This window comes from Lysinibacillus boronitolerans JCM 21713 = 10a = NBRC 103108, from assembly GCF_000772935.1.
GTDB lineage: Bacteria > Bacillota > Bacilli > Bacillales_A > Planococcaceae > Lysinibacillus > Lysinibacillus boronitolerans.
This window is the reverse complement of record NZ_JPVR01000071.1, coordinates 82,789-104,412: the sequence shown is the minus strand read 5'-3', so window position 1 is coordinate 104,412 and position 21,624 is coordinate 82,789. Positions and strand designations below refer to the sequence as shown.

At 37.6% G+C, this 21,624-nt stretch carries 21 protein-coding genes and 1 other annotated feature; of the genes, 1 reads left to right on the top strand and 20 read right to left on the bottom strand.

All coding sequences use genetic code 11. The features are described from left to right. Positions 1-52 precede the first annotated feature (52 nt). On the top strand, positions 53-1,258 hold the full coding sequence (locus tag CD31_RS09495) for a helix-turn-helix transcriptional regulator (protein WP_036077145.1): 1,206 nt from the start codon (positions 53-55) through the stop codon (positions 1,256-1,258). Between the two features lie 99 nt (positions 1,259-1,357). On the opposite strand, the gene ileS is transcribed toward CD31_RS09495, so the two are convergent. The 20 genes from ileS to CD31_RS09395 form a co-directional block, all read right to left on the bottom strand. Further along, a complete protein-coding gene (gene ileS / locus CD31_RS09490; protein WP_036077144.1) occupies positions 1,358-4,126 on the bottom strand; it encodes an isoleucine--tRNA ligase in 2,769 nt (922 codons plus the stop codon). 112 nt (positions 4,127-4,238) lie between these two features. After that, positions 4,239-4,462, bottom strand: a binding site (T-box leader). A gap of 96 nt (positions 4,463-4,558) precedes the next feature. Further along, positions 4,559-5,083 (bottom strand): DivIVA domain-containing protein, encoded by a 525-nt coding sequence (locus CD31_RS09485; protein ID WP_016994237.1) that lies wholly within the window; start codon positions 5,081-5,083, stop codon positions 4,559-4,561. A gap of 95 nt (positions 5,084-5,178) precedes the next feature. Next, a complete protein-coding gene (locus tag CD31_RS09480) occupies positions 5,179-5,967 on the bottom strand; it encodes a YlmH family RNA-binding protein (RefSeq protein ID WP_036077143.1) in 789 nt (262 codons plus the stop codon). 170 nt (positions 5,968-6,137) lie between these two features. Next, on the bottom strand, positions 6,138-6,419 hold the full coding sequence (locus CD31_RS09475) for a YggT family protein (RefSeq protein ID WP_004227322.1): 282 nt from the start codon (positions 6,417-6,419) through the stop codon (positions 6,138-6,140). Between the two features lie 20 nt (positions 6,420-6,439). After that, positions 6,440-6,937 carry a cell division protein SepF gene (locus tag CD31_RS09470; RefSeq protein WP_004227319.1) on the bottom strand — a complete coding sequence of 166 codons (498 nt, stop codon included), beginning with the start codon at positions 6,935-6,937 and terminating at the stop codon, positions 6,440-6,442. Continuing rightward, positions 6,921-7,625 carry a YggS family pyridoxal phosphate-dependent enzyme gene (locus CD31_RS09465; protein WP_036077201.1) on the bottom strand — a complete coding sequence of 235 codons (705 nt, stop codon included), beginning with the start codon at positions 7,623-7,625 and terminating at the stop codon, positions 6,921-6,923. Before CD31_RS09465 ends, CD31_RS09470 begins: the two co-directional genes overlap by 17 nt. Before the next feature lie 119 nt (positions 7,626-7,744). Beyond that, the gene (locus tag CD31_RS09460; protein WP_225340754.1) at positions 7,745-7,987 is read right to left on the bottom strand and encodes a PRC-barrel domain-containing protein; all 243 of its coding nucleotides are present in this window, start codon (positions 7,985-7,987) and stop codon (positions 7,745-7,747) included. Between the two features lie 128 nt (positions 7,988-8,115). Then, positions 8,116-8,889: an RNA polymerase sporulation sigma factor SigG gene (gene sigG, locus CD31_RS09455; RefSeq protein WP_004227313.1), complete on the bottom strand. Its 774-nt coding sequence runs from the start codon at positions 8,887-8,889 to the stop codon at positions 8,116-8,118. Between the two features lie 114 nt (positions 8,890-9,003). Next, entirely contained in the window at positions 9,004-9,711 is a 708-nt protein-coding gene (sigE, locus tag CD31_RS09450; protein ID WP_009373518.1) for an RNA polymerase sporulation sigma factor SigE, read from the bottom strand. Positions 9,712-9,724: 13 nt separating this feature from the next. Beyond that, positions 9,725-10,558: a sigma-E processing peptidase SpoIIGA gene (locus CD31_RS09445; protein WP_036077139.1), complete on the bottom strand. Its 834-nt coding sequence runs from the start codon at positions 10,556-10,558 to the stop codon at positions 9,725-9,727. A 182-nt stretch (positions 10,559-10,740) separates the two neighbouring features. Continuing rightward, positions 10,741-11,898 (bottom strand): cell division protein FtsZ, encoded by a 1,158-nt coding sequence (gene ftsZ, locus CD31_RS09440; RefSeq protein WP_004224858.1) that lies wholly within the window; start codon positions 11,896-11,898, stop codon positions 10,741-10,743. Positions 11,899-11,951: 53 nt separating this feature from the next. Then, positions 11,952-13,235: a cell division protein FtsA gene (gene ftsA, locus CD31_RS09435; RefSeq protein WP_004224856.1), complete on the bottom strand. Its 1,284-nt coding sequence runs from the start codon at positions 13,233-13,235 to the stop codon at positions 11,952-11,954. 95 nt (positions 13,236-13,330) lie between these two features. Continuing rightward, positions 13,331-13,702, bottom strand: coding sequence for a small basic family protein (locus tag CD31_RS09430; protein WP_036077137.1), 372 nt, complete (start codon positions 13,700-13,702; stop codon positions 13,331-13,333). A 3-nt stretch (positions 13,703-13,705) separates the two neighbouring features. Beyond that, a complete protein-coding gene (locus tag CD31_RS09425) occupies positions 13,706-14,425 on the bottom strand; it encodes a DUF881 domain-containing protein (RefSeq protein WP_036077135.1) in 720 nt (239 codons plus the stop codon). A gap of 123 nt (positions 14,426-14,548) precedes the next feature. After that, complete coding sequence (locus CD31_RS09420) at positions 14,549-15,277, bottom strand: DUF881 domain-containing protein (protein ID WP_036077199.1); 729 nt, start codon at positions 15,275-15,277, stop codon at positions 14,549-14,551. Continuing rightward, positions 15,255-16,088 (bottom strand): cell division protein FtsQ/DivIB, encoded by an 834-nt coding sequence (locus tag CD31_RS09415; RefSeq protein WP_036077132.1) that lies wholly within the window; start codon positions 16,086-16,088, stop codon positions 15,255-15,257. The genes CD31_RS09420 and CD31_RS09415 overlap by 23 nt, the downstream gene beginning before the upstream one ends. A 20-nt stretch (positions 16,089-16,108) precedes the next feature. Continuing rightward, entirely contained in the window at positions 16,109-17,188 is a 1,080-nt protein-coding gene (gene ftsW, locus CD31_RS09410; RefSeq protein WP_036077129.1) for a putative lipid II flippase FtsW, read from the bottom strand. 40 nt (positions 17,189-17,228) lie between these two features. After that, on the bottom strand, positions 17,229-18,578 hold the full coding sequence (gene murD, locus CD31_RS09405; RefSeq protein ID WP_036077127.1) for a UDP-N-acetylmuramoyl-L-alanine--D-glutamate ligase: 1,350 nt from the start codon (positions 18,576-18,578) through the stop codon (positions 17,229-17,231). Further along, on the bottom strand, positions 18,578-19,549 hold the full coding sequence (gene mraY / locus CD31_RS09400; RefSeq protein ID WP_016992541.1) for a phospho-N-acetylmuramoyl-pentapeptide-transferase: 972 nt from the start codon (positions 19,547-19,549) through the stop codon (positions 18,578-18,580). The genes murD and mraY overlap by 1 nt, the downstream gene beginning before the upstream one ends. Positions 19,550-19,674: 125 nt before the next feature. Then, complete coding sequence (locus CD31_RS09395) at positions 19,675-21,591, bottom strand: stage V sporulation protein D (protein WP_036077124.1); 1,917 nt, start codon at positions 21,589-21,591, stop codon at positions 19,675-19,677. Positions 21,592-21,624 lie beyond the last annotated feature (33 nt).

Sequence of the window (21,624 nt, the reverse complement as noted above, 5' to 3'; positions counted from 1 at the left end):
TTTATCTTTTTATTCGTAGGGGGCTGATAGCATTTTAAAGGTGGTATGGTATATGGAAAGCTCATTTGACAAGCAGCAAATGAGTGAATGGTTAAAAGAGGTTTTACCAAACGCTTTAGAGGAATGTAAAGTGCCAAAGCCAGAAGATGAGGTCATTATTGTCTATGAAGTCAATCGGTTATTTGATTGGGTAAAGATTAATCGATTAAAAAGAAATTATCCTAATAGTATAATTGTCCCGTTTGTTACAGAACACCTTACCTACTCGACTGGTATAGCAATTGAATTAGCTTTACCTGCACTTCTTATAAAACCATTACAAAAATCAAAGTTTTTGCGAATCGTAAAAAAGCTGTATACGTCCTATCAGGAAAAAAAGGCGAGTACACTTACAATGCTTGAGCTATCACAACAAGTATCCCAACAACATACCTCTCCATTCAGGGAAGCATTTTTAAAACGTCTGATCCGCGGAGAAATTGACAATGAACAAGAAATAATACAATCTGCATCATTTTTATCGACAAGCTGTATTCCTAATATTGTATTTTTAATTCAAGGTTATATTGATGGGGATAATAAGAGAGCTCTCCCACATGATGCAAGTAGTCGTATTACAACTGTTTTTCGCCAGCACTTTGCTGATAAGGCCTCAATATCCTTTTTACATTTTGAACGCTATTTATTACTTCTCATGCGAATTCCGTCTGAGTACAACTCTTTTAAACATTGGACAGAGGGTGAAGCCTGTTTATTAGAGGTGATCGAGACACTAAAAAGGGATTATTCTATTCATCTTTTTATGGGGGTTGGGGGTGTATTTCAGGATGCTATGCAAGTGAAGGAATCCTATAGTCAGGCAAGAAAAGCACGTAGAAAACCACCTATTCATAATATACACATCAGATATTACGAAGATTTAACTAAACATGAGCAGCTTCAAAAAGCTATCCAGTATATTGAAGAACATTACGACGAACAATTGACCATTCGTGATGTTGCAAAATATATTAACTTTAGCCCAACTCATTTTAGTAGACTATTTAAAAAAGAAACGGGTCGCAATTTTGTTGACTATGTTGCTTATACACGTATTATCAAAACCTTACCTTTTTTACGCAAGTACGACTACACCATAGAAAAAATCTCCTTCACCTGTGGCTTCAATACACCAAATTACTATAGTTTAACCTTTAAAAAATATGTAGGTATCTCTCCAACGGACTATCGCAATACGACAGAAATTTTATTTAAATAATGGAAAAGAATCTGCAAAACTTCCATGAAAAAAGCAAGCCTCCATCAAGGAGACTTGCACATCCTCTACATTAAAATGCAGATTCTTATTATTTATCGATTAAACGTAATACTTTTCTACAACGTCTGCACAACGAGCACATACTGTAGGTTGCGCCTCATTTGAACCAACTGTTTCAGAAATTGACCAGCAACGCTCACATTTTTCCCCTGTAGCCTTCTCAACAACAATGGATACATGCTCAAGTGCTAAAGCCTGTGCAGGTGCCTCATCAATGGCAGCTACCTCAAAAGCTGAGACGATAGAAAGTTGTGCAAAGTCAATGTTCGCATCGTTCAATAATGCAACAACATCTTCTTTTGCGTAGACAGTGACTTTTGCTTCAAGTGATTTACCAATTGTTTTCGCATTACGTGCTTCCTCTAATGCTTTTAAAATATCATCGCGTACATCAATAATTTTTTCCCATTTTGTACGTAGGCTATCAAAATTCGCTTGAACATCTACCTCTGGGAAATCTGTTAATTGAACAGAAACTTCTTCTACAATACCTTGAGCATGTAGGTAAGACCACATTTCATCTGTTGTATGTGGGATAATTGGTGTCATGATTTTTACCAATGTCATCAATGTATCATAAATAACTGTTTGCATCGCACGACGATCCTTATTGTCATGACCCTCGATATAGACTACATCTTTTGCAATATCAAGATAGAATGAAGATAACTCCACAGCTACAAAATTATTGACTACATGATAAACAGCAGCAAAATCATAGCGATCATATGCAGCACGCACAGCTTTTAAGACATCCTGTAAGCGCATATACACATATTGATCCATTTCACGAAGCTCTGCATAAGCTACTCGATCTTGCTTTGGATCGAAATCAGCAATATTGCCGTGTAAGAAACGGAACGTGTTACGAATTTTACGGTACACTTCTGACACTTGCTTTAACATATCCATAGAGATGCGCACATCTGCTGTATAGTCCACAGAAGCAACCCAAAGTCGAAGAATATCTGCACCATATTGATCCATTACTTTTTGTGGAATAATGACATTTCCTAATGATTTACTCATTTTACGTCCTTCACCATCAAGAACGAAACCATGCGTTAAAAGTCCTTTATATGGTGCGTAACCATTGATAGCTACAGATGTAATTAGTGATGAGTTAAACCAACCACGGTGTTGGTCAGAGCCTTCTAAATATAAATCAGCTGGATATTTCATGCCTCGTTCAACAAGTACACCTTGGTGAGATGAACCGGAATCGAACCAAACGTCCATAATATCATTTTCTTTTGTAAATTCGCCGTTCGGGCTACCTGGATGTGTAAAGCCTTCTGGTAATAATTCTTTCGCTGTTTTTTGGAACCAAATATTTGATCCATGCTCACGGAATAATGCTGAGACATGACTAATTGTTTCAGGTGTAATAATAGGTTCACCATTTTCAGCATAGAAAATTGGAATTGGCACACCCCACGCACGTTGACGAGAAATTACCCAGTCTCCACGATCACGAATCATATTATAAAGACGAGTTTCTCCCCAAGCTGGTGTAAATGCTGTTGCTTTTACAGCCTCTAATAACTCCCCACGGAATGCTTCAACAGATGCAAACCATTGTGGAGTCGCACGATAAATAACAGGCTTTTTCGTACGCCAGTCATGTGGATAGGAGTGCGTAAAGAAATCAAGCTTTTCTAACGCTCCTACTTCTTTTAGTTTTTCTGTGACTAGTTTATTCGCATCATTATAAAACACGCCTTCAAAGCCAGGTGCTTCGTCTGTATAACAGCCACTATTATCAAGAGGACTAAGAATACCTAAACCATATTGTTTACCAATATGATAATCGTCTTCACCGTGTCCTGGTGCTGTATGAACACAACCTGTACCCGCTTCAGCAGTTACGTGTTCACCTACCATAATAAGAGATTCACGATCATAGAATGGATGTTGCGCTACAATACGATCTAGTGCCTCACCTTTTACTTCTTGTACAACCTCATAGTCTTCCCATCCAAGCGTATTTGCCACTGACTCTAATAATTCTTTGGCAATGATGAATTTTTTATTAGCCACTGCAACTACTACATAGATAAATTCAGGATTCAAAGAAATCCCTAAGTTTGCTGGTAATGTCCATGGTGTTGTTGTCCAAATGATAAATTTTGCATCTTCTGGAACAACGCCCTTCGCATCCTTAATAGCAAAGCTTACATAAATTGATGGGGATTTGATGTCCTTATATTCAATTTCAGCTTCCGCCAAAGCAGATTCAGAAGATGGAGACCAATAAACTGGTTTTAACCCTTTATAGATATACCCTTTTTCCGCCATTTTACCGAAAACTTCAATTTGACGTGCTTCAAACTCAGGCTTCAACGTAATATAAGGATTTTCCCAATCACCTCGGATGCCTAGACGTCGGAATTGAGCACGTTGATTGTCAATTTGCTCGTAAGCATACTCTTCACAAAGTTGGCGGAATGCTGCTACTGACATTTCTTTACGTTTTACACCTTTGTTAGTCAATGCTTGCTCAATTGGTAAACCATGTGTATCCCAGCCTGGAATATAGTTGACATGGTAGCCAGTCATGGAACGATGACGTGTAATCATATCCTTCAATACTTTATTTAGAGCATGGCCGATATGGATATCACCATTTGCATAGGGAGGACCATCATGTAGAACAAATTCTGGACGACCTTCCGTACGTTCCATCTGTAATTTGTTAATATCCATATCATTCCATTTTTCTTGCATTTTTGGCTCATTCGCTGGTAAATTTCCACGCATTGGGAAATCAGTTTTTGGCATTAATAAAGTATCTTTGTATTCAACCATTAAAATTCCTCCTTTATTTTACATAAACAGTTAGACATTTTTCTCATAAGACAGTTATTGGCAAATTTATCTAAAACGATTCGGAAACAAACAAAAAAAGCCCTCAATCCCACTAAGGGACGAGAAGCTTCTACTCGCGGTACCACCCTACTTGTAGCACAAAAAATTGCACTACCTCTTAAAAGCACATTTAACGTCGTGCATCACGAAATAACCTACTTTTTTCAGTTATTTAGCTCAGAAGTGATGTTCAATGCTAGTTGTATGTTTGGGCTCTCACTGTCCCCAAATCGCTTAACAACGCCTAACAAATACTGTCTTCGTCTCTGCTTTTATGCATATCTGTTCAAAATAATTACTATTACAAAGTATATGAAATTCACACAATCGCGTCAAGTTTCATTTGTCAATTGCAACAATTAAAAAGAAAAGTTAAATATCTTCAGCATCCTGTGCTTCATCAACAGATGCTTGAATTTCTGTTAAATCAATATCATATTGCAGCAAATGATCCCAATCATCTGCATTTAGTAAATCTAGCTGTGCTTCTACAAGCATCTTGAAACGATTACGGAATACCTTAGATTGCTTTTTCAGCTCATCAATTTCAATTGTCACCTTACGAGCCTTCGTCAAAGCTTCATTGACAATTCGATCAGCATTTTTTTCAGCTTCTTTTACAATGAGCTTTGCCTCTTTTTGAGAATTTCTTCGCACTTCATCAGCCGCTTCTTGTGCAACGACAATAGACTTCTGCAAAGTTTCTTCTAAGGAGTTAAAATGTCTCGCTTGTTCTAAAGCCATCTCTAATTGCTTATCAACTTCCTTTTTTTCACGAAGCAGAATTTCATAGTCTTTAATAATCTGATCTAAAAATTCATTTACTTCATCTTCAGCATAACCTCTGAAGGCTTTTGTAAACTCCTTATTATGTATATCAATAGGTGATAATGGCATACAATCCTTCTCTCCTTTACATGTACATTCGTAACTCCTATTATACAATTGTTCCGACAACTTAGCAGTAAAAATTAATGAAATTTACTTCACTTTCAGCTTTTTTGGGCCAATCGACCGATTTGAAGACGGATTTTATCTTTTTTTGTTCGGCCTTCAGTCATAATAATTTTCACTCGACCACTTCCTCGTATCGATAATATATCTCCCTCTTGTAATTCAAAAGCAACTGTATCTCGTTCTGTCCAATTAACACGTACTTTTTTTCCAGTAATTAAAGCTTGAGCTTTTTGGCGTGATACATTTAATATAGTCGCAATAATTACATCTAATCGCATCGAAGATACTGTATGAGATTCCTCCAGCCATTCTTCCTCATTATTAATAAGGGACTCTAATTCTTTTAAAGACTCGATATGCACCTTTACTTTACCAATACCTGTTAAATGTAACCGAACATATTCTGCTACTTCTTGAGCTACAACAAATTGCACCTGCTGATCATTTACACGTATATCGCCAAATTTGCCACGGTTTAAACCTAATGATAGCAATGCACCTAAAACATCGGGATGTCGTAATTGGACAAATTTCACCGGGTACTGAATCGTAAATGCTACTAACTGAAAGTCTTCATTTGTCGCTTCATAGTAAGTAGGAAAAATGAGCATACGCTGCCTCTCTGCCCCTTCAAATAAACCTGTACAGGCAGTTTTCAGGGTATCATCTTGCCCGATAATCGATGTCACAATAAAACGCTGTCTTGGGTCAAGAAAATCTGTCAGCTTAGGTGCATAACGATCTTCAACCTCACGCTGCCAGTTTATTACCTGTTCAATAAAGGGCTGTTCATCTTTTCGAAAATGCTGTATTAAGTGTTCCATCTTGTTGTCTCCTCTTTCACTCGTTCCTTTTTGCTTTATTAGTTGGAAACTTAGTATTCCCAATTAATGACGTTTGGACGTCATTGTTTTAAAACTTTTTATTAGTCGCTTTAATAGCGGAGATAATTAAAATAAATAAAAAATCCCCACCAAAACGTGAGGATTTATTTCTAAGCGAACATAAAATATATTTTCTGAATGACTATATAAAGCCCTCTTTCTATAAAATTCAGCATAAAGATGGCTACAATTGGCGAAATATCAATCATACCAAGTGGCGGAATGAATTTTCTGAAAATCCCTAAATATGGCTCACACACTTTTTCAAGCATGCGACCAATGGCTGAATTTTGAGCGGCAGGCACCCAAGACATTAAGATATATGCAATTAGCATGAATGAATAAATCTTAAATGCTAATGATACATAACCAAGTATAATAAAAAAAGTCATATAAACTACAATCCTCGCTATTAATTATCGTCTAAAATAAAGTTTGTAATTTCACCAGTCACTTCTACATTATCTGGCGTACAAAGGAAGATATCTTTACCGATACGTTGAATATCTCCAGCAAGAGCATAGACTGTACCACTTAAAAAATCAATAATGCGTTTGCCTTGCTCTCGTTCAATACGTTGTAAATTGACAATTGTTGCGCGTTTATTTTTTAAATGCTCTGCGATATCCTGTGCTTCTGCATAAACTCTCGGTTCTATTAAAACAACTTTTGCTCCCTTAGAACTCATCGCTGCCTGCAAACTGACAATGTTATTAGGAGTTGCTGTGCTTTGTGGCATGATTTCATGAATAGGTGCTTTGCGTTCTTTCATCATTTTTTTTGGCTTAACTGAATGAATCGGTTGCTGTTGTTGTATGGGTTGTTGTTGCTGAATAGGAGCTTGCGTGATTTCTTCTTCTAATTCTTCTTCAAGGTAAAAGAAGTTTTTAATCTTATTTTTCATGCTCATCCTGTTCCCCTCTTTCATTTCCAACAAGAGCCGTTCCGACTCGAACAAAAGTAGCCCCTTCCTCTACCGCAATTTCAAAGTCATTAGACATGCCCATTGATAACTCGGTACAAGGTGCGTGTGCGAATCCTTGCTCGGCTATTTGCTGTTGACATTGTTTTAATTGCTTGAAAACAGAGCGAATAATTGCTTCGTTTTCGGTGTTTGGTGCCATAGTCATTAAACCTACAACTTGAATTTTAGTAAAACCTTTTAATGCTTCTACAAAAGGCAAAACTTCTTCGATAGTTAACCCATGCTTTGATTCTTCACCAGAAACATTTACTTGTACAAAACATTTAACAGGTTGTTCTGCTCTTTTTTCAATTTCTTCTGCCAAACTCAAACGATCTAAGGAGTGCAAATAATCAATGCTGTTTATCACTTGTTTTACTTTACGTGTTTGAAGCGACCCAATGTAATGCCAATGTACATCAGCGTGAATCTCAGTAATTTTGCGATGTAAGCCTTCTGGTCTATTTTCTCCTAAATGAGTGAGTCCTGCTTCAATTGCTTCTTGCGTTCTTTCAACAGAAACTTCCTTAGTCACGGCAATTATTTGGACTTTCTCGCCCTCACGATTCCCTTTTTTTTCTGCTGCTGTTATTAATTCATTTAGTTTGTTTAAATTTGTTAAGATTTTTGTCACTGTTTTTCCCAACTTTACAACAATAGTTTCTTTTATTGTAACAAGCAATGCTTGATTTATCAATGAATAGCCTGACCTATGTCAGCATACAATCCTCATAATTTTAATGAGCCTACGTCTTAGGAAAGGGCTTTGACTAAAATGACATCCTTGCCAACAACAAGCACATCCTTCATATACACTTTCCTCACAGACTCTTCGCCTTTAAAAAAACCAAGATATTTGCGAGGCTCTGCAATCAAAAACGCTGTCACATAGCCCGTTTCTTTTGATACTTCAGCATCTATTACAAAGCCTATAAATCGTCCATTTCCTGCTTCAATGACTTCTTTTTGTTGTAACATCGAAAAACGCAATGACATACCTCCTCTATTGTTTACTTTCGTATAATCATTTCTACCATCAAACTTTGCTGTTACTTTATATTTATGTATTACTTGTTCATTGAATGAAGATAAAATGCGCACCGAATTATACGATGCGCATTTTTTTATTTGTAATCTTTTTGCATTGTTTCAATTGCATTTTTTTCAAGACGTGATATTTGTGCTTGAGAAATCCCAAGTTCTTTGGCAATCTCAGTTTGGGTTTCTCCATAATAAAATCGTTTGGCAACGATCATTTGCTGACGTTCATCTAGCTTTTGCAAGCTTTCCTTTACCGACACATAGGCAACCCATTGATCCTCAGATACATCATCATCACGTAATTGGTCCATCATATAAACAGCATCTCCGCCATCTGAATAAATGGGCTCTTGTAATGAAACTGGATCTTGAATTGCATCTAAAGCAAATAAAACATCTTCCTTTTTCATGTCAATCATTTCAGCAATTTCTTCAATCGTTGGTTCTCGCAAATTATCGGTTATCCATTGCTCTTTTGCCTGCATTGCCTTATAAGCTATATCTCTTAGAGAGCGAGATACACGTAATGCATGATGATCACGCAGATGGCGACGAATTTCACCAATAATCATTGGTACAGCATATGTCGAAAATCGTACATTATGCTTTAAATCAAAATGATCAATGGCTTTCATGAGGCCAATACAGCCCACTTGAAATAAATCATCTGCCTGTTCACCTCTATAGGCAAATCTACCGACAATACTAAGCACTAGCCTTAAATTGCACATCACAAGCTCTTCTCTAATCTCTGTTTCTCCAGCTTGTAACCGGATGAAGAGTTCCTTCATTTCCTCGTGCTTTAGAATTGGCAAAGTCGATGTATCTAAGCCGCAAAGATCTACTTTTGTTCGCATATTCGATTCCTCCGGATGTTATTCTCTGACTAAACCGTGACATCAGTTTGTCCGAGAGAAACAAGAATATGCACAAAAGCTGCGACCAATTTTAGGTAGGTTAAATTTCCCTTTCTAAGAAATTGGTTGATTTAAATTTTCACGTAAATCTTGAATAATTTTCTTTTCTAAACGGGAAATATATGATTGCGATATGCCTAAATGATCTGCAACTTCTTTTTGTGTCATTTCAACTTTTCCATTGAGACCAAAGCGACATTCCATAATATAACGTTCACGCGCACCTAGTAAATTAATAGCGTGGAACATATGCTGACGTTCAATTTTTTTCTCCACATTATCTAAAATAATATGCTCTTCTGTTCCTAAAATATCTGACAGTAATAATTCATTTCCATCTGCATCAGAATTTAGTGGCTCATCTAAGGAAACTTCACCCTTCATACGACTTGTTTTTCGTAAATGCATTAAAATTTCATTTTCAATACAGCGTGATGCGTAAGTTGCAAGCTTAATATTTTTATCCGTATTGAACGTCTCAATCGCCTTTATTAAACCAATGGAGCCAATGCTGATTAAGTCTTCGATTGGCGTTCCCGTATTATCAAAACGTCTAGCAATATAAACAACAAGACGTAAATTACGTTCAATTAGTGTGTCTCTAGCTCGTAAATCACCGTTCATAAAGGATGCAATGACTGTAACTTCTTCTTCTCGACTTAATGGCACTGGCAATGAATCATTTCCCCCTATATAGTACGTTTCACGACTCCGAAACTTACTCCATAATTTTTTCAAGCTAGCAAGTAGCCTAAGAAGCAATAGTTCTCCCCCTCTATGAGTTATTTGAAAGCGCTGAAAAATGTAAAATTGCTGCTGTGCTATGTGGAAAATTTTTAGCTTTTTTGGTTAATACAATATATTCATTCATTTTCACTTGTGAAGGCTCCCCCTTTATATGCCACTCATCAAAGCGAAAACCAAGGACAACGGTTTGCTGTTGTACTGTATTGACATGAATAAATCGTATATAACGCTGATAATCTTCTGAAAACATAGATACATTGTACGGATCTGTTTCTTGCCATTCCATTAATGCTTCCCTGAACGCCGAAGGTAAATGTGGTCTCAAAGCAGTATAGGAAACAAAATGAACCGGTTTGCCTGATAATGGCTCAATAGCTTGATTTCCTGTATCTACAAAGGCAGAAAGTGGTATTGTTGCCCCAAAGATTGTTAAAGTTGTATCAAATACAAATTGACCACTTAAGCGTTCTAACTTTACAAAACCCCATTGCTTATAAAATGCAACAAGATTTAAAACTGCCAGCAAAAAGCAAATGATTATGAAATGGATGGCAGAAAGATTTTTTAAAAAAGGTTGTAGTGCTGTTAACAATCCGCCAATAACGATCGTTGCTGTTAACACAATCGGTCCTTGCTTCTGAAAGCTTCGAATCTTAAAATGAAACGCTATACCAATTAATAATATAAAACTAAGAATTGTCGTCCACAGCATTTGACCGCCAATGACAGCTACAAAACTACTACAAATTGAACTCATTAATAATCTTGAATTTTTTACAAGGACTCCTGTTACTCTTGCTGTAAACGTGAGTATCGCTAGATTAAAAAGCGTATTAATGAGCACCAGCCATTCTCCATACATAACAGCCGCCTCCTACTTACAAAGTTAGCACGTTACTCCCACAAATATTGTCAAACAATCGCATCATTTCCTAAAAATGTTTTGACAAAAAACATGGTTTCCTTACACATTTGAACATCATGACAGTCAATATAAAAAGCTCGTATTTTACATATGTAAAATACGAGCTTTTTAGAAGTTAATTAACCACGATTTTTGCGGTTACGTAAAAATGCTGGAACCTCAAGCATGTCATCCTGTGCATAATTTTGCTGATTTTGACGTGGCTGCTCATGTTGCACATGCATTTCTTGTCGTTGTTCACGAATAGGTGCTTGTTGCTGTGGAGCAGATTGTCTGTTCATGTTAAGTGTCGGTTTTGCTGTTGGTCGTTGTTGCTGTAAAGCTTCCTCTGTGAAGCCTGTCGCAATGACTGTAACAATGATTTCATCTTTAAGATTTTCATTAATAACAGAACCGAAAATCATATTTACCTCTTCATCTGACGCAGAAGCTACGATATCTGCCGCTTCTTGTACTTCAAATAAGCTAAGATTTGAACCACCTGTAATGTTCATAAGAACACCTTTTGCACCGTCGATAGACGATTCAAGCAATGGACTTGAAATAGCTTTCTTTGCAGCCTCAGAAGCTCTGTTTTCGCCCGTCGCGATACCAATTCCCATTAAGGCTGAACCTTTGTTGGACATAATCGTTTTCACGTCTGCAAAGTCTAAGTTAATAAGACCCGGTGTAGCAATTAAATCTGAAATACCTTGTACACCTTGACGTAATACATTATCGGCTTCTCTAAATGCTTCTAGCATTGGTGTTGATTTATCAACTATTTGTAGTAGCTTGTCGTTTGGTATCACAATCAGTGTATCTACTGCTTCTTTCATACCGCCAATTCCACCGATTGCTTGTGTTTGACGCTTACGACCTTCAAAAGTAAATGGACGTGTGACAACACCTACTGTAAGGGCTCCCAATTCACGTGCAATTTGTGCAATCACTGGAGCTGCACCCGTACCCGTTCCGCCGCCCATACCAGCAGTCACGAATACCATATCGGCTCCTCGTAAAACCTCTTCTAGCTGTTCTCTGCTTTCTTCTGCAGCTTTTTTCCCTACTTCAGGATTTGCACCTGCACCTAATCCACGCGTTAATTTAGCCCCAATTTGTAGCCTTACTTCTGCTTTGGATAAATTTAATGCCTGTGCATCCGTGTTAACTGCGATAAAATCAACACCCTGCACACCATGTTCTATCATTCGATTGACAGCGTTGTTACCGCCGCCACCAACACCTATGACCTTTATTACTGCAAGTTCATCAACACTTGTATCAAATTCTAACATCTCTTTTTCCTCCCACGGTAACTCGACTCTGTATCATTCATTACGCATTCTAGTTAATCAAAGAACTTATCAAATAATTTTTTTGCTCTCCCAATTACGCTTTCTTTTGGTTCTGAAGGTGCAGAATACTCTTGCTTTTTGCTTATAGCTGGTTGAGCCCCTACAACTGCATATTCAACAGGCTGCGTATTCGTACTTTTACCGTAAAAATCATCTTCTAAATAGGCGTAACGAATAAGTCCAACTGCCGTCGCAAATGAAGGCTCTCTAACCCCGATATAATCGGGTGTATAGATTCTAACACGCGTTTGTAGAATTTGACGTGCTAATTGGGCAATCCCCTCAAGCTTTGCAACACCACCAGTTAAAACCACACCGCCTGGTAAATCTCTAACACCTAAACGCGCTAATTCATCTATAACTAGCTCTAGTAATTCTTCTAATCTAGCACCGATAATCTCCGATATATAACGTTGGCTGTACTGATCAGTAGAATCTGTACCTACGACGGGCACTTCAAAGAGTTCGTCATCTGATGCGTCATCATAAAAGGCATGTCCAAACTGGTGTTTAATTTGTTCTGCTTGTTCTGTTGGTGTTTTTAAAACGATTGAAATATCCTTCGTTATATGATCACCACCAACTGGTATGACACCAGTATGTGTTAATAAACCCTCTTCAAATACTGCGATTGTTGTAGATCCGCCACCTAAGTCAATAAAGGCAGTTCCTTGGTTTTTTTCATCTTCTGTTAAAGCAAAATAGCCCGATGCTAATGGCTGCAAATATATTTCTCGTATACTTAAACCCGCTCGCTCAACACAGCGAAGAACATTGTGTAAAAGCGTTTTGGATGTCGTTATCATTGTTGCATCCATTTCAAGACGAATGCCAATCATACCACGAGGATCTTTAATTTCATCAAGGTTGTCCACAATAAACTGTCTTGGAATGATGTTAACTAATTCACGTTCAGGAGGTATTGACATGACTTGTGCAGATTCTACCACTCTGTCTAAATCATCATCTGTAATTTCTCTATTTTCACTATTTACAGCGACAACACCTTTAACTAGCTGTAACATCGTCTGGTTAGCTGGAACGCCTAAAACGACTTCATGGATTTGATAACCCGTCATTCGTTCGGCCTGTTCTATTGCTTTTCGAATAGATTGTACTGTTGCATCAATATCAACAATTGCACCTTTTCGAACTCCATTCGACTTTACATTTCCGACGCCAATTACATGTAATTGCCCGTCACTCATTTCACCTATTAATACCTTGACAGAGGAGGACCCAATATCAAGGGAAATGTATAAATCTTGCTGATTCAATTCGCTGCACCTCCTTGAAAAATGCTCTTGTTTTCATTCTATTGTAAATTTGGCATAATGTCTAAGCAAATCGAGTATTTTGGTCAATTTTTCTCTCATTCTATGGAAGATTTTTTTCGCTTGTGACGTTTCTCATCTAACCTAGTTAGTAATATACGCCTAATTATTGCTATATTCTGGAATAAACGTACTCCAAAAGCGAAAATCGCTGCTAAATACAAATCTATCCCCAAATTCACTCCTATAAAAGCTAAACCTGCTGCTAGAACTATATTAAAAAAGAATCCTGATACAAAAACTTTATCATCGTAAACTTGCTGCAATTGAGCACGAATACCTCCAAATAATGTATCTAAAGCTGCTAAAACAGCTATTGACAGATAATTTTCATACATAGAGGGGATTTGTATATTTGTTAACAAGCCAAGGGCAAGTCCAAATACCAAACCTAAAAATGGTAGCCACATATATTAATCTCCTTTTTTAACCTCTGCTAAATAATCATTTGTCAACGGCTGATCAAATGCTGGAATTTGTAACTGTTCAATTGGTTCTTCAATTACTAAATTAAAATTATCTAAATAAAATGAGTCTATAAATGTTGAGGCCTGCAAGGAATTATACATTTTCTGCGCTGCTTTATAATCGCTTGTCCCTACAAATATCTCAAAAGAAGGCGAAGACAATGGTATACTGTTTACTGTTGTCTTGCCATTTATATCTCGTATGGCTGTTGTTTGTACTACACGATTACCATCAATCGAGACATTAGTCGCATTGTTCTTAAAAAGGGTATTTAATAATTGAGTTAACAAATCGGGTGAAATTTCTTTAATTTCATAGCCCATTTCTATCAGTTCAGGTGCAGGTTCGACTCGAAGTACAACACCTGGCCCGATAACTTCTGTTAATCCTGCTTGTAGCTTTAAACGATTCAATGTTTCATTTAAGGCTGCTTGCTGATTTACTTTTTCAGATTGCTCATAGCGATCCACTACTTCATGAAGTGAGCGAATTTCTGCCAGTAATGCGGAATGTCTTTGTTTTTCTTGTGCTAATTCCTCTCTTATTGCCCAAATATCTCGTGTATCTCGCTCAGCTGGTTTTTGTATGGTATTGTATTGTACCGCTATCATCAAACCGATAATAAATAGCACGATCGTTATTCGGGTGTACATATTTCTTTTCAAAATAGCCCCTCCTAGACGTATCGTATGCCCCTCAGAATACGACTTTGAATTGTATAATTATCTACAATTGACTATAAAACTGGAGGCTAAATTAAACTTGAAGCTTAAAGTATAGAACTTGTCCTAACTTTCTACTTTTACTTTTGGCATTGTAAGCTTTTGATTTTCTTCAAGTGACACCACAATATTGTCATTTAATAATTGATCCACTACGCCCCCATTTAAATTTAAAGAAGCCATCAATGTATCTGAATCACCAACCGCTTCGATCACAAATGGAGCTGGATGTTGTGTACCATCAATTGTTATTACTGGACCATTACAGCGAATATAAGAACTCGCTAATACACGTTGTCCATTAATAGCAATAGCTTGCGCGCCTGAAATTTTTAGTTCATTTAACAATTTAAAAACATGACTTTCATGGACAATATAATCATTTGGATTTAAGGATTTTGGATCATAGTCTCCATCCTGAAGGGTTATGCGTATGCCCTTCCCCTCACTCTTTAGTTCACCGAGTAAAAGCCGTAAATCTTCTGCTTGCTCAACAAGCTTCTTATAGTCCTTTTCGTTTGAAGCAAAGGATTTTTCATACTTTCGAATTTGTTCTTGTAAATTATTTAGTTCTTCTGTGAGTTCTTTATTGCGCTCTTGTTGGGTGATTAGCTCCTCCCGATAAGATTCTTCTTGCTCAAAAAGTTCAGAATCAATAGTGCCTGCTTCTCGGTTATCTTTTGCCTGGTTGTATGAATAGCCGATGATAAATCCTGTTGTTACACAAACAATTAGTAATTCAAATTGTTTTCTAGTAAAAAAACTCCCTTTGCTATTCGTCTTCTTGTTGTTCATCATCCGTCACTTCCTGGTTAACCATTTCCCCATCTGCATTCGCTTCCATATCAATACTAATCTTGTTGTATTCCTCGTTAAAAGGACGATAGTATGAACCGACCTCTAAATCAATCACACCTTTTTCTAAGTTGGCAATTTGTGCGACAATAGAGGGGTAGTAATTTAACTTTTCCGCTAGTGTCTGAATAACAGCACGAACTTCATAGCCATCATTCATATAAAGCTTGACTGCATTTGGATTTGCCTCATTACTATTCGTGTTAACCTGAGAAATTAAAGCTAATACTTCTGGCTTTAATTGTGCTAGCTGTTCAACAAGCTTATTTATGGTCTTTTCACCAGTTATCCCGATAAAAACAGGTGCATCAATGGGTGTATCATTTCCTGTTTGTTCAAAGCGCTTGCCGTTTTCTAGCAAAGGATAATAAGTGCCGTCTCCAGCTAAGTACGCAACTTTTTTCCATTCTTTAATATCAATTGTTACGCCTTGTAACCAGTTACGGTTAACATGTGCTTCTTTTACCCATTTATCCTTTAATAAAATCTGCTCAATATCTTCCACTTTGAAACTCCACATTGATTTTCCCGGTGCAAGAGTACTTGCCTCCAAATAATATTGGTCATTTGCTAGCTTTGCACCATTGACTGTGATTTTATTGATGTTACTGTATGGAGATTGAAAATAAAGGAGTACTGCTAACACAATAAAGAAAAGTAATATTAGCACGATAAATTTACGGTTTGTACGCTTTTTTCGTCGCTTTTTTAGCGTAGGTATGCGATCTTCTATATCAATTACTTTCTCCAAAAAGTACTCCTCCTTTATATTTATTTCGCTAATTGATAAATAATACCTATTATTAACCACATTGTTACTAAAGATGTTCCACCATAGCTAATAAAAGGTAATGTGACACCCGTTACTGGCACTAAACCTATTACTACGGCTATATTTAAGAATGCTTGCACCATAAGCATTGTGACAAGCCCGATAATCGCATAATAGGACGTTCGATTTTTAGCCTGTACAGCAAATCTATAGCCTGCATAGATCGTTAGTACAAAAAGCGCTAAAATAACGAGGCCACCAATCAATCCGACTTCCTCTAAAATAATGGCGTAAATAAAATCATTTTGAGGCTCTGGTAAATACAGAAACTTTTGTCTGCTTTGTCCAAAGCCATGCCCAAAAATCCCGGCTGGACCGATAGCCATTAATGATTGCACCGCTTGGAACCCACTAACCAAGGGATCAGCCCATGGATCAAGAAATGCTTCTATACGCTTTAGACGATATGGCGCTGTCGCTATGAGACCTACTAATCCAGCGACACCAGCTAGCATAATCATGGCGTATAGTTTTAGAGGATAGCCAGCGACAAAAAATAATAAAAATACAGATACAACGAGAATAAATACTGAGCCAAAATCTGGCTGCAACATGATGAGAACAACAGGTAATAACAGGATGAAACCATGTCGCCAGTTAACAACAGGAGTGCCCGTTTTATGTTGGGCTAATATATGGCTCAAGTACACAATGACGGTAATTTTCGCTAACTCTGCTGGCTGTATTGTTAATGGACCTACACCAATCCAGCTTTGCGAACCATTTCGCACGAGTCCTATACCAGGAATCAGTACGAGAACGAGTAATATTAACGAAAATATATAGGCCATTTTCCAAAAGGACTGCTCTCTCAAAATATTTAATCGAATCGTGATTAAAAATACGACAATGGCTACCACAAAGTATACGCTTTGCTTCATATAAAACGGCATTTTTCCACTATAATGAACGGCACTCCAATAGGTACCTGCAGAATAGACGAAAATAATGCCGATTATTGATAGCATCAAAGTTGTGACGAGCAATAAGTAGCTTTCTTTACCTCTCAGTAATGCCATCCTTCCAAGTCAAGTATATTCTAAAATAGTTACAGGCTCATTACAGCTTCATTACAGCATCAATAAAAACATCTCCACGTATTTCAAAGCTGTCATATTGATCCCAGCTTGCACATGCAGGAGATAGTAAGATAATATCTCCTTCTGCAGACATCGGTGCTGCATATTGAACAGCGTCTTCTACATTTTGAGCAATGACGGTTTGTTGGACACCACACGATTTTGCAAATTCTACAAAGCGTAAGCCAGTTTCTCCAAATGCAACAACACCCTTTACATGACTCATACAAGGGCGAAGTTCTTCAAAAGAATGTCCACGATCTAAGCCACCTGCGAGTAAAATGACAGGAGCTTGGAAAGCATCTAAAGCACTCTTTGTTGCTAAACAATTGGTTGCCTTAGAGTCGTTATAAATCTTTCGACCGTTCCATTCACGTACGAATTGTGTACGGTGTCTAACTCCCCCAAATGTCGCTAAAACCTCTTCCATCTTCTCTTTGTCACAGCCTACTAAAATACAAGCTGCGACGGCTGCCAAGATGTTTTCTAAATTATGCTTGCCAGGCAAGGCTATGTTGGCGCGATCCATATACGGTTCACCTTGCCAATAAATTGTTGTCTCATCTGCACTAATGCCATTTTCAGTACGTCCCTTTGAACTGAATGGAATCTTCTGTGCATGAGATTGTGCTGCATATCCAACCACTATCGGTTGATCGGCATTGTAAATAAAATAATCACTGTCATCTTGATTTCGAGTAACACCAAACTTCGCTTCAGCATAGTTATTAAATGTTCCATGATAGTCTAGATGCGCATCATAAAGGTTTGTCAAAATAGCAATTTTAGGCTTAAACGTTTTGATCCCCATCAATTGGAATGAAGACAATTCTGTTACAATGATGTCATCTTGTTTAGCTTCTTTTGCGACGCCACATGCAACTGTTCCAATATTTCCAGCAATTAACGGATTTTTACTTCCATTATTTAACATGTCGAATATTAAAGTTGTCGTCGTTGTTTTGCCATTCGAGCCCGTTATACCAATAAATGGTGCATCACTAATTAAATAAGCTAGCTCAATCTCTGTCCAGACCGGAATCTCTCGACTAAGGGCATCTGCCACAATTCGATTGCTATAAGGTATACCTGGATTTTTCACCACTAGCTCAAAGCCTTCATCAAGTAGATCTTCAGGATGGCGACCACAGATTACTGTAATCCCCTTTTGTAATAGCCTTTGTGCATCTGGACTTTCATCAAATGGCTTCGAATCATTAACTGTTACGAATGCGCCAAGCTCGTGTAAAATTTCAGCAGCAGCCACACCACTTTTTGCTAGACCTAACACAAGTACTTTTTTATGTTGTAAATCTGTATAGTTTTTCATTAGAACGCCTCCGATAAAACTGCAATTAATGCTACTGCTAAGGCCGTTGACCAGAAGACAAGCACCACTTTCCATTCTGACCAACCTGATAATTCAAAATGATGATGAATAGGGCTCATTTTAAAAATACGCTTTTTTCGAAGCTTAAAGCTACCTACCTGCAAAATAACGGAAAGTGTTTCGATAACAAACACTAAGCCAACTAGTAAAAGCAAGAACTCTTCTTTTACTAAAACAGATACCATAGCCAATGCACCACCTAATGCTAATGACCCCGTATCCCCCATAAATACCTTGGCAGGATTAGCATTAAATAATAAAAAGCCTAATAAAGCACCTGTTACTGCAAACGAAAATAGTGCAATATCTGCCTGACTTTGGAATAGCGCAATAACCCCAAATGCTGCAAAGGCAATCGAAGCAGTACCTGCCACTAGCCCGTCTAGTCCATCCGTCAAATTCACTGCATTAGAGAAGCCTACTAACCAGAAAATTAAAAAGGCTACATAGAATACGTCAAGATCAATTGTCCACTCCGTAAATGGAATGGCTAGCGTTGTATCAAACGATCCTACATGTAGAAGGAAATACGCAAGAATAGCAATAACAATTTGCCCAATCAATTTTTGAAGAGAGGTTAAACCTAGATTTCTTTTAAATACAACCTTTAAACCATCATCTAATAAACCTATTAAGCCGAATCCTGCTAATACTAATAAAAGTACTACGGTCTGTGTCGTTAATAAATCTAAAAAGCTACCTACACCAACAGTTGTAAGGAGGATGGATATTAAGAAAATAATTCCTCCCATTGTTGGTGTACCAGCTTTTTTCATATGTGATTTTGGTCCCTCTTCTCGAATACTTTGCCCAAACTTTAGACGACGAAGAAGTGGAATACTTATTGGTGCCAGGATAACTGTTACTAAGAAAGCAAGAGCTAAAATGGTAAGTGTTGTTGCGAGTTTCATTGAAAAATCTCCTTTAAATCTTGTTTCACTTTCTTCTTTAAGAAAAAAGCATTAACTTTCATTTTATTATTACTACCCTTCATAATAATAGTGGTTCTTTCCCATTTTTTAAAGGTAAAGTTATTCTAGTTCTCCAAATATAAATGAATGGTACCATCTTGTTTGATAACACTATCCACTTCAGGTAACTGATTACCAATTTTGGTCCCTTCTCCATGCCATTCAATACGGAATGGGTAAAATTGCTTGGCAATATCATCCTTCGTTTGACCAATAAAATTCGGTACCTTCACAGTAATTGGGTCACCATAACGATAATCCTTTTCAAGTTGTTCCTTCGATTTTTCAATACCTACAAAAGGCGCAACATCCTCAATAATTTGCCCCACTATAGGTGCTGCTACAACACCACCAAACTGGGTAGTCTTTTTCGGATTGTCAACAGCTACATAGACAACAATTTGCGGATTGTCTGCTGGTGCAAAGCCAATAAAGGATACGATGTATTCTCCACTTTTATAACGGCCATTTTCAACTTTTTGTGCTGTTCCAGTTTTACCACCAATACGCAATCCATCTCGAAAGGCTTGTCGACCTGAACCATTCGCTACTACTGATTCCAAGGCACCTCGAACCTTAGCAGAGGTTTCTTCACGAATTACCTGATTTTTAACAACTGGCTGCGTTTCTTGTATGACTTCCCCTGTATTTGGATTAAATACCTTTTTCACAACATATGGCGTATAAAGCTTGCCTCCATTTATGGCAGCAGCAACTGCTTGAACTTGTTGAATAGGTGTCACGGCTACTCCTTGACCAAATGAAGTGGTTGCCTGCTCGACAGGACCAAAGGCTTCCCTAGAAAATAAAATCCCTGATGCTTCACCAGCTATATTAGATCCTGTCTTTTTTCCAAAACCAAAATCTTTAATATATTGAAGTAGTCGCTCATTGCCTAGACGCTGACCTAATTCTATAAAGCCTGGGTTACAGGAGTTTTCAACTACCTCTAAAAATGTTTCATGACCATGCCCTTCACGTTTCCAACAGCGTAGCTTTGCTCCCGCCACCATTGTATAACCTGGATCATAAAATGTATCATGCTCCAAATCCACTAAGTTTTCTTCCAACGCAGCACTAAGGGTAATAATTTTAAAAGTTGAACCTGGCTCATACGTCATCCATACAGGCAAATTACGATTGTAGATGGCTGGCTCTACTAATTGATATTCAGCTGGATGGAAAGTCGGATAAGAGGCTAATGCCAAGATTTCGCCAGTGTTTGGATTCATAGCAATGGCCAATGCTTGGTCAGCTTCATAGCGCTTCATAGCTTGCGATATTTCACGCTCTACGACTTGTTGTACATCGACATCAATTGTTAGCTCAATTGTGGCACCATCTTCTCCTGCTTTCCAAGCACTTGAAACATTAGGCAAATTATTACCCTTTGCATCTGTGAATAGACGGATAGCAGAAGAATTGGCCTGCAGGAATTTATCATATTCATATTCTATTCCAGCTAATCCTTGAGCATCATAGCCCGTAAAACCTAAAAATCGAGATAAGAGCGTGCCGTAAGGATAATCCCTTGAATAATCAACTCCACTATACAATCCTTCAATTTGCATACCTTGTAATTCTACCGCTTTTTCATAAGGTATATTTTTGCCTTCAGGCGCTAGTTTCACTAAGTAGGCTTTTTTTTGCATTTTTTCTAATAGCTTCGCTTTATCCACTTCGAGAACTTGCGCAATTTTTTCTGCAGCTCCTTCAATATCATTACTTTGTGAAGGCATGAAATATAAAGTAGGCGCTAGCTTATTAGTTACAATACTCTCTCCATCTCGATCTGTTATATGCCCTCGTTCATTCGCGAATGGAATTTCCCTGTCCCAGTTCTCCTCTGCCTTGGTAGTTAGTTCTTTTTGATCTAACACTTGCAAAAAAAACAACCTAACAACAATTGCCACTGCTACACACATAAACAACACATATAAAATACGTAAACGCTTTTTAGAATGGATAGAAATCCACTTCATTCGACATCACACCTTGTTTTTTACAACGTATGA

What these genes read in the sequence shown, in the direction of transcription:
- CD31_RS09430 (WP_036077137.1), bottom strand. Translation starts at nt 13,702, where the DNA reads ATGTGGCTACCATTTTTAGGTTTGGTATTTGGACTTGCCCTTGGCTTG.
- CD31_RS09395 (WP_036077124.1), bottom strand. Translation starts at nt 21,591, where the DNA reads ATGAAGTGGATTTCTATCCATTCTAAAAAGCGTTTACGTATTTTATAT.
- CD31_RS09475 (WP_004227322.1), bottom strand. Translation starts at nt 6,419, where the DNA reads ATGACTTTTTTTATTATACTTGGTTATGTATCATTAGCATTTAAGATT.
- CD31_RS09445 (WP_036077139.1), bottom strand. Translation starts at nt 10,558, where the DNA reads ATGTATGGAGAATGGCTGGTGCTCATTAATACGCTTTTTAATCTAGCG.
- CD31_RS09485 (WP_016994237.1), bottom strand. Translation starts at nt 5,083, where the DNA reads ATGCCATTATCACCTATTGATATACATAATAAGGAGTTTACAAAAGCC.
- mraY (WP_016992541.1), bottom strand. Translation starts at nt 19,549, where the DNA reads ATGAAACTCGCAACAACACTTACCATTTTAGCTCTTGCTTTCTTAGTA.
- murD (WP_036077127.1), bottom strand. Translation starts at nt 18,578, where the DNA reads ATGAAAAACTATACAGATTTACAACATAAAAAAGTACTTGTGTTAGGT.
- CD31_RS09420 (WP_036077199.1), bottom strand. Translation starts at nt 15,277, where the DNA reads ATGAACAACAAGAAGACGAATAGCAAAGGGAGTTTTTTTACTAGAAAA.
- sigG (WP_004227313.1), bottom strand. Translation starts at nt 8,889, where the DNA reads ATGCGAACAAAAGTAGATCTTTGCGGCTTAGATACATCGACTTTGCCA.
- CD31_RS09495 (WP_036077145.1), top strand. Translation starts at nt 53, where the DNA reads ATGGAAAGCTCATTTGACAAGCAGCAAATGAGTGAATGGTTAAAAGAG.
- CD31_RS09460 (WP_225340754.1), bottom strand. Translation starts at nt 7,987, where the DNA reads ATGTCATTGCGTTTTTCGATGTTACAACAAAAAGAAGTCATTGAAGCA.
- ftsZ (WP_004224858.1), bottom strand. Translation starts at nt 11,898, where the DNA reads ATGTTAGAATTTGATACAAGTGTTGATGAACTTGCAGTAATAAAGGTC.
- CD31_RS09480 (WP_036077143.1), bottom strand. Translation starts at nt 5,967, where the DNA reads ATGGAACACTTAATACAGCATTTTCGAAAAGATGAACAGCCCTTTATT.
- ileS (WP_036077144.1), bottom strand. Translation starts at nt 4,126, where the DNA reads ATGGTTGAATACAAAGATACTTTATTAATGCCAAAAACTGATTTCCCA.
- ftsW (WP_036077129.1), bottom strand. Translation starts at nt 17,188, where the DNA reads ATGGCATTACTGAGAGGTAAAGAAAGCTACTTATTGCTCGTCACAACT.
- CD31_RS09470 (WP_004227319.1), bottom strand. Translation starts at nt 6,937, where the DNA reads ATGAGCATGAAAAATAAGATTAAAAACTTCTTTTACCTTGAAGAAGAA.